At 68.5% G+C, this 8061-nt stretch carries 9 protein-coding genes and 2 pseudogenes; 8 read left to right on the forward strand and 3 right to left on the reverse strand.

The window, feature by feature from the left end:
• The 5 genes and pseudogenes from GA0115259_RS40365 to GA0115259_RS17195 all read left to right on the forward strand — a co-directional run.
• Nucleotides 1-427, forward strand: a pseudogene (locus GA0115259_RS40365) (hypothetical protein); the annotation flags it as partial.
• A 145-nt stretch (nt 428-572) separates the two neighbouring features.
• Nucleotides 573-998 carry a roadblock/LC7 domain-containing protein gene (locus tag GA0115259_RS17180; RefSeq protein WP_093597512.1) on the forward strand — a complete coding sequence of 142 codons (426 nt, stop codon included), beginning with the start codon at nt 573-575 and terminating at the stop codon, nt 996-998.
• Nucleotides 995-1351, forward strand: coding sequence for a DUF742 domain-containing protein (locus tag GA0115259_RS17185; RefSeq protein ID WP_093597491.1), 357 nt, complete (start codon nt 995-997; stop codon nt 1349-1351). Before GA0115259_RS17180 ends, GA0115259_RS17185 begins: the two co-directional genes overlap by 4 nt.
• The gene (locus tag GA0115259_RS17190; protein ID WP_066953768.1) at nt 1332-1946 is read left to right on the forward strand and encodes a GTP-binding protein; all 615 of its coding nucleotides are present in this window, start codon (nt 1332-1334) and stop codon (nt 1944-1946) included. Before GA0115259_RS17185 ends, GA0115259_RS17190 begins: the two co-directional genes overlap by 20 nt.
• Entirely contained in the window at nt 1943-3208 is a 1266-nt protein-coding gene (locus GA0115259_RS17195; RefSeq protein ID WP_093597494.1) for a cytochrome P450, read from the forward strand. Before GA0115259_RS17190 ends, GA0115259_RS17195 begins: the two co-directional genes overlap by 4 nt.
• 78 nt (nt 3209-3286) lie before the next feature.
• On the opposite strand, the gene GA0115259_RS17200 is transcribed toward GA0115259_RS17195, so the two are convergent.
• A complete protein-coding gene (locus tag GA0115259_RS17200) occupies nt 3287-4513 on the reverse strand; it encodes a cytochrome P450 (RefSeq protein WP_093597497.1) in 1227 nt (408 codons plus the stop codon).
• Nucleotides 4514-4649: 136 nt separating this feature from the next.
• Between GA0115259_RS17200 and GA0115259_RS17205 the strand changes: the two genes are divergently transcribed.
• Nucleotides 4650-5180, forward strand: coding sequence for a gamma carbonic anhydrase family protein (locus GA0115259_RS17205; protein WP_093597500.1), 531 nt, complete (start codon nt 4650-4652; stop codon nt 5178-5180).
• 86 nt (nt 5181-5266) lie between these two features.
• Here the strand turns inward: GA0115259_RS17205 and GA0115259_RS17210 are convergent, their stop codons facing one another.
• Together GA0115259_RS17210 and GA0115259_RS17215 are read right to left on the reverse strand one after the other, a co-directional pair.
• Complete coding sequence (locus GA0115259_RS17210) at nt 5267-5995, reverse strand: DedA family protein (RefSeq protein WP_093597503.1); 729 nt, start codon at nt 5993-5995, stop codon at nt 5267-5269.
• Nucleotides 5996-6103: 108 nt separating this feature from the next.
• Nucleotides 6104-6556 carry a DUF4442 domain-containing protein gene (locus GA0115259_RS17215; RefSeq protein WP_093597506.1) on the reverse strand — a complete coding sequence of 151 codons (453 nt, stop codon included), beginning with the start codon at nt 6554-6556 and terminating at the stop codon, nt 6104-6106.
• 94 nt (nt 6557-6650) lie between these two features.
• Here GA0115259_RS17215 and GA0115259_RS17220 point away from each other — a divergent pair, with 94 nt between their 5' ends.
• Both GA0115259_RS17220 and GA0115259_RS17225 read left to right on the forward strand, forming a co-directional pair.
• Entirely contained in the window at nt 6651-7778 is a 1128-nt protein-coding gene (locus tag GA0115259_RS17220; RefSeq protein WP_093597509.1) for a DUF8017 domain-containing protein, read from the forward strand.
• Between the two features lie 40 nt (nt 7779-7818).
• Nucleotides 7819-8061, forward strand: a pseudogene (locus GA0115259_RS17225) (MFS transporter); the annotation flags it as partial.

Genomic DNA, 8061 nt, shown 5'->3' on the forward strand with positions numbered 1-8061 from the left:
GGCGCCCGCCGGACCGGCGGTCACCGCCGCGCCGCCCACCTCCACGCTTCCGCCCTCCTCGTCGCTCCGGTCCGTGGCCGGTGGTGCCGACGAGTTCCTCGCCGACCTGTCCGTCCCTGCCGACGGGCCCAATGTGGCGACGCCCAACGGTCTGCCGGTGCGCCCGCCGGGACGCACCATGGCCGCAGCCGACCGTGGCAGGCCGCAGCCGGAAACCGGGTCCGAGTCCGGTGAGACACGCCCCGGCCGTGACGCGGGCTCCCAGTTCGGAGCCTTCCACCGCGCGCGGCGCCCCGCCGACGGCCCTGCGGGAAGCGGAACGCCCGCGACGGAAACGTCCACGACCGGAACGCCCGCGACCGGAAGCACGTCCGAAGGACGGAGCCCGTCCGCAGGCGGCGACATACCCGGCATACCGGCCGACTAGGGCCTGTCCGCCGGACAGGCCCCAGGGCCGCGCTCTCCCCGTACGGCGCCCGGGGACTCGGCGCCCATCCCCCACCCGAACGCGAGATTGGAGGCACGGGCTGGTGACCGGTTCACCGGACAGCAACACCCGCCCCACGCACACCATGCAGCAGACCACTGACAACAGCCTGACCTGGCTCCTCGAGAGCCTGTTGGAACGCACCCCCGGCACGCGGCATGCCCTGGTGCTCTCTCGTGACGGGCTGAAACTCTGCTGGAGCCGCCATCTCACCCTCGATCAGGCCGATCAGCTCGCCGCCATCTGCTCCGGCATCCAGGCGCTCGCCCAGGGCGCCTCGGTGGAGTTCGGCAACGGCACCGGCGGTGTACGGCACTCGATGACCGAGTTCCACGGCGGTCTGCTCTTCATCGTCGAGGCCGGCGACGGCGCCCATCTCGCGGTGGTGGCCGAGGACGGCGCCGATCCCGGTGTGGTGGGCCACCAGATGACCGAGCTGGTCGAGCAGATCGGTGAACATCTGCGGGCCGAGCCGCGCAGCACTCCCCTCCAGGAGAGTTCACCGTCATGATCCGCCGGCCCGTCGACATCGGGGATCCGGACCGGCTGTACACCGTCACCGGTGGCCGCAGCCGGGCCGACGACGACTCGTTCGACCTGGTCACCCTGATCGTCAGCGAGTGCGAACCGACGGCCGGGATGCAGTCGGAGCATGTCAAGATCCTTGGACTGTGCCGCCATCCCACCGCGGTCGTCGAGATCTCCGCCGAGCTGAAGCTGCCGGTAACGGTGGTACGTATCCTCCTCGGCGATCTCCTCGCGACGGGCCGGATCACCGCCCGGCATCCGCGCGCCGCGCGCTCCGCCGACCTTCCCGACTCCGCCCTCTTGAAGGAGGTGCTCCTTGGACTCCGCAACCTCTGAACTCCCGGCCCGTACTCCACTGGCCGATGCCGCCGAGACCGGGCTGAAGATTGTCGTCGTGGGCGGATTCGGGGTCGGAAAGACCACCCTCGTCCGCTCCGTCAGCGAAATCCGTCCGCTCAACACCGAAGAGGTGATGACACAGGCCGGGATCGGTGTGGACGAGACGGCCGGGCTGACCACCAAGACCACCACGACCGTGGCCTTCGACTTCGGCCGGATCACGCTCAACGAGCTGATGGTGCTCTATCTGTTCGGCGCACCCGGGCAGGAACGGTTCTGGTTCCTCTGGGACCGGCTGTTCTCGGGCACGCTGGGCGCGGTCGTCCTGGTGGACACCCGGCGGATGAGCGAGTCCTGGTACGCCATCGACCGGCTCGAACACCACCGGACACCGTTCGTGGTCGCGGTCAACCGGTTCGACGACGATGTCTCCGCGTTCTCCCTGGACGAGATCCGTCAGGCGCTCTCGCTGCCGGACCATGTCCCGCTGATCGACTGCGACGCCCGGGTGCGCTCGTCCGGCAAGAACGTTCTGATCACCCTTGTGGACCACCTCTACGAACTGGCCATGGCCCGGGAGATGACACCATGACCGACCCCACGGGCTCCGGACCCGACCTGGCCCCGCCACCCGAATGTCCCGCGCACGCGGGTGCCGTACCGCTCAGCGGTCTGGAGTACCAGCAGACGCCGTCCCAGCTCTACCGCACCCTGCGCAGGGAGCACGGCGCGATCGCGCCCGTCACACTCGACGGCGGCATTCCCGCCTGGCTGGTGCTGGGCTACTCCGAAGTCTCCTATGTCACCAGCCACGACGAGCTGTTCGCCCGTGACTCACGGCGCTGGAACCAGTGGGAGTCCATCCCCGCCGACTGGGCGCTCATGCCGTTCGTCGGCTACCAGCCGTCGGTGATGTTCGCCGAGGGACCCGAGCACCAGCGGCGGGCCGGAGTGATCACCGACGCGCTGGAGGCGATCGACCAGTTCGAACTGGCGCATCTGTGCCGGGAGATCGCCGAGGGCCTCATCGACACCTTCGCCGGCAGCGGGCAGGCCGAGCTGATGGCCGCGTACGCGCACGCCCTGCCGATGCGGGCCGTGGTCCAGCTCTGCGGAATGCCGGCCGACGGTGTGGACACCGACGACCTGGTGCGCGATCTGCGGATCTCGCTCGACGCCGACGAGGGCGACGATCCGGTCGCCGCCTATGTGCGCGTCATGGAGCGGATGCAGCGGCTGGTCAAGGACAAGCGGGACAATCCCGGCTCCGATCTGACCTCGCGGATGCTGAGCAATCCGGCCGGGCTGACGGATGAGGAGATGGTGGTCGATCTGATCACCGTCATCGCCGCCGCCCAGCAGCCGACGGCCAACTGGATCTGCAACACGCTGCGTCTGCTGCTGACGGACGACCGGTTCGCGCTGAATGTGTCCGGCGGACGTCTCAGCGTCGGGCAGGCGCTCAACGAGGTGCTGTGGCTGGACACGCCGACCCAGAACTTCATCGGCCGCTGGGCGGTACGGGACACCCAGCTCGGCGGTCGGCACATCAAGGCGGGCGACTGTCTGGTGCTGGGACTGGCGGCGGCCAACACGGATCCGCAGATCTGGCCGGAGGGCCATATCGGCGCGGAGAACTCCGCGCATCTCTCGTTCAGCAACGGTGAGCACCGCTGTCCCTATCCGGCTCCGCTGCTGGCCGATGTCATCGCCCGTACCGCGATCGAGACGCTGCTGGAGCGGCTGCCCGATGTGGTGCTGGCCGTGGAGCCGTACGAGCTGACCTGGCGGCCCTCCATCTGGATGCGGGGACTGACCGCGCTGCCGGTGAGCTTCACGCCCGTCGTGCAGTAGCTTCAAGAGCTTCAAGCGGAGTGGTGCGTAAGCCCGGCCGCCGGGCCCGGGGCATGCCCTCGGGCCCGGCGGATGCCGTCAGGCCGCGACGGGCGTGAACTCCACCGGCAGCGTCTGCGGTCCACGCGTGAACACTCCGCGCTCGACCGGATCGAATCCGTCGGCGAGCCGGATGTCCGGCATCGCGTCGAGCAGCTGGTTGACCCCGATCTGCACCTCCGCCTTGGCCAGCAGCGCACCGACACAGAAGTGCCGTCCCAGCGCGAAGGCGAGATGGTCGGCGGCGGCGGAGAAGGCCGTCGTCGTGGTCAGATCCTCCCGGAAGATATCGAAGCGGTCCGGCTCCTGGAAGCGGGAGCCGTCGCGGTTGGCGGAACCGATCAGACAGGTGACCGTGGCACCGGCCGGTACGGTACCGCCGCTGAGCTCGACGTCCCGCGCGGTCTGCCGCATGATCATCTGCACCGGCGGCGTGTAACGGAGCGTCTCCGCGAAGGCCCGGTCGATCAGGGTGCGGTCCTCCCGTACGGCCGCGAGCTGGTCCGGGTGGAGCAGCAGATTCGCGAAGATGCTGGCGATGGCCTTGTCGGTGGTCTCACCGCCCGCGGCCAGGAGCAGGCTGCAGAATGCCTTGATGTCCTCGTCACTCATCCGTACGCCGTCGACCTCCGCCGCGCAGAGCGTGGAGAGCAGATCGTCGCCCAGGTTCTCCCGCCGGTCGCGGATGATCGGGAACATGTACTCGGCGAACTCGATCCTGGTCCGCTCGCCCGCCGCCGTGACCTCCGCGTCGCCGGAGAGATTGCCGAGGAAGGCGATGACCGCCGTGTACCAGCCGTGGAAGCGGGCGTGGTCGGCCTTGTCGAGGCCCAGCATGTCGGCGATGACATTGACCGGGAAGCGTGTCGCGTAGGACTCCACCAGGTCGACGGAGCCGGTGTGCCGGAATCCGTCGATCAGTTCACGGGAGTTGCGCTCGATGACCGGCAGGAACTTCTGCTGGAGATCGCTGCCGCGGAAGGCCGGCGCGACCAGCGCCCGGCGTACGGAATGCTCCCGCCCGCTGAGCTGAAGGATCGTTTTGCCATGGACGGGCTCGATCTGCCAGTCGTAATTGTCGGTGGTGAACACCGACTCCTTGTCCTTGAAGGCGCGCTCGACATCCTCGTACCGCGAGATGATGTAACTCTGCGTGGCCTCGTGCCAGATGAGCGGGGCACTGTCCCGCATCAGACGGTAGGCCGGATATGGATTCTCGGCGAACTCGGGCGACAGGATGTCGGGGACCTGCTGTGCGGTGGCCATGAAGCTCCTTGTTCGATACCGGCCCGATCGGTAACGGGCAACGCACTTAAGGTTATTGATCATCTGTCATCATAAATAGGCCACTCCTGGCCGACCTGCCGTACGTGTCCGAGGAGAGATCGCTTACGGTGCCTGTATGAGGGAACGGGCATTGATCAGAGGCGTGGGCGGCGAGGAGCCCGTGGTCGATCCGTCGGCGTTCACGGCGCCGACCTCGGTCGTCCTGGGCGAGGTGAGTGTGGGCGCGGAGGCGAGCGTCTGGTACCACGCCGTGCTCCGGGCCGACCGCGCGCCGATCACTCTGGGTGCCGGAAGCAATGTTCAGGACAACTGCACGCTCCATGCCGACCCCGGCTTTCCGCTCACGGTCGGCGAGCGCGTCTCGGTCGGCCACAACGCCGTACTGCACGGCTGTACGGTCGAGGACGAGGTGCTGATCGGGATGGGCGCCACGGTCCTCAACGGCGCGCACATCGGTACGGGCTCACTCGTCGCGGCGCAGTCGCTCGTACCGCAGGGCCTGCGCGTACCGCCCGGTTCGCTGGTCGCGGGCGTGCCCGCCAAGGTCAAGCGGGAGCTGACGGAGGAGGAGCGGGCCGGAATCAGACGCAACGCGGCGGGCTATGCCGAGATGGCGAAGATCCACCGCGAGGCGTACGAGAGCTGACAGAGGCCGAGGGATACGGCGAGCGGTGGGGGGGGCCGGACGGCCGGCCCGCCAGACATGGACGGCTCGCCAGGCGCGGTTTCCGGTCAGTCGGCGGCGGGTACGGCGTCGGGCTCATCGGCCTGCTTGGTCACGCTCTGTGCTGTCGACGCCGTCCGCGCGGTCCCCGGCTCGCCCGCCGTCGGCCCGGCCGGCTGATCGGCCGGCTGCTCGGCGGCCTTCTTGGCACGGTTCCGTACGACCAGCATGGAGACGATGCCGATCACCACGGCGAGCACCAGACCGAGCCAGGAGAAGCGCTTGAGCCAGGCCTCGGCGACGACGCCCACCGTGTAGATGACGGCGGTCGTACCGCCCGCCCAGACGATTCCGCCGAGCACATTGGCGATCAGGAACTTCCAGTACGGCATCCGCAGCACGCCCGCGAGCGGTCCCGCGAAGATACGGAGCAGGGCGATGAAGCGGCCGAAGAAGACCGCCCACATCCCCCACTTCTCGAACGAACGCTCCGCCATGGCGATCTGTGGCTCACCGCAGTGTCTCGGGAACCGTACGGCGAGCCAGGCGAGCAGCGGCCGGCCGCCCTTCCGGCCGATGGCATAGCCGATCGAGTCGCCGATGATGGCACCGGCCGTGGCGCAGGCGGCGAGGATGTACGGATTGATGTCGCCGTGCTGGGAGGCGAGCAGCGCCGAGCTGACGAGGACGATCTCACCGGGCAGCGGGATACCGAGGCTTTCGAGGCCGATCACCACTCCGACCAGGAGATAGATACTGACCGGGGGGATGGTCTCAAGCCACTCCTGGACGTGCAAAGCCGGTTCCTTCCGTACTTCCGTGACCAGATTTCCCTGACCATCCACGGGCGGCTGCCCGGCGCGCGCGGGCACACGCCGGGCAGCCTACCCGGTGGCCGGGGACGGTCAGGAGTGCGGGCGCAGGGTCCAGACGACCGTCATCTCTCCTGTCACCGCGCCGTCCTCGCGCGTCAGCGAAACGGTCACGGGAAATTCAGGACGCTCTCCCGCGTCCAGTTCGGCGACGACATCGGCCACCGGGCGGCCCAGCACCGCGGTGGCGGTGACGATTCCCATGGCGAGTTTCTTGTAGCCGATTTCCGCCTTGACAGCGAGCGGAACCGCTCGGTCAAGCTGGTCTCCAAAGGCGGCGAGCACGATCGCGCCACTGGCGGACTCGCCCAGGGTGAACATCGCGCCGGCGTGCGGTCCGCCGACATGGTTGCGGTACGCGGGCCGGTCCGGCAGCCGGACGACGGCGCGCTCGGCGGTGGTCTCCAGGTATTCCAGTCCCAGGGTTCCGGCCATGGGGACCGTTGCGGCGAGCATCTCGCCGACGGACATCTGATCAGCGCTCATGGAACGCGAGGTTACCCGCGAGTAGCAGAGCTTGGCCATCCCCTGACAGGGCGGACGTGGCAGCGGTGGGACGACCCCTCTATGGTTACTCGCCATGTGGCCAGGACAGCAGCCGCCCGGGGGCGAGCAGAACCCGCAGGACCAGCAGCCGAATCCGTACCAGCAGCCGGGATACCAGCAGCCGAATCCCTATCAGCAGCCCGGGTACCAGCAGCCGAACCCTTATCAGCAGCCGGGCTATCAGCAGCAGCCCGAGCAGCCGCAGCAGGGACAACCGCAGCCTGGTTATCAGCAGCCTGGTTATCAGCAGCCCAACCCGTACCAGCAGCCGACCGCGCCGCAGTACGGCGTGCCGGGGCAGCAGGGACAGCCGGGCCCGCCCGGTCCGCCCGGCCCTTCGCCGGACAGGAAGAAGACGACCGTCATCGCCGTGGTCGCGGCGGCGGTCGTGGTGGTCGCCGCCGCGGGCACCGCGTTCTTCGTACTGAAGAAGGACGACGGAACGGCCGACAAGGCCGCCGACGATCCCAAGTCCTCGGCATCCGCCTCCGAGCCCGCCGAGCCGACCGCGGACACGCCCAGTGACAATCCCAGGGCGGGCGAGGAGAGCAAGCCGCAGATCGAGGGCTGGAAGGTGGTCACCAACCCGAAGCACGGAACGCAGTTCGACGTCCCGGCCGACTGGGAGGTCTCGGGCACCGGCGTCATATCCGGCTTCGAGGACCACAAGAAGAACGACGGCACGCCCGTCATCTCCTTCTCCGCGCCCGCCTTCTACAAGTCCAAGTGGTGCTCGCAGGACACCAACAAGGACGGGAAGATGGAGGACAGCGGGCTCGGCGGCACCGGCACCAAGGGCGGCAAGGGCGCCAAGGACACGGCGACGGCCGCGAAGAACGAGGCGGGAAGCTGGGCCTGGGCCGCGTACGCCCAGCAGGAGCCGGAGGACAAGGTCAAGGAGAAGGTGAAGGTCGCCGACGCCGAGCCCTTCACCACCACGTCCGGACTCAAGGGACATTACGCGACGGCCGCCACCTCGGGTGTGACCAAGCCGAACAAGTGCGACACCGACGGCAAGTCGATCGCCTTCACCTTCACCAACGACAAGGGCGACTTCGCGACCTGGGTGCTCTACGCCAACACGGGCGTGCCGGACGAGATCCCGGACGCGACGATCAAGCAGATCATGAGCACCGTACGGCTGACGGGCTCCTCGTCGTAATCGATTGGCCACCGGGCGCTGGGACGGGGATAGTCCCAAGGTGAACTCTCCTTCCGACGCCTCTCGCCGTCTCGTCCGTCCCGCATGGGCCGGCCGTAACTACACGCTGCTGACCGCCGCGGCGATTGTCACCAATCTGGGCAGCCAGGGTGCACTGGTCGCCTCGGCGTTCGCGGTGCTGGAGACGGGCGGCGACGCGGGCGATGTCGGTCTGGTGGCGGCGGCCCGTACGGTTCCGCTCGTCCTCTTCCTGCTCGTCGGCGGCGCGCTCGCCGACCGGCTG

The organism is Streptomyces sp. MnatMP-M17, from assembly GCF_900091995.1.
GTDB lineage: Bacteria > Actinomycetota > Actinomycetes > Streptomycetales > Streptomycetaceae > Streptomyces.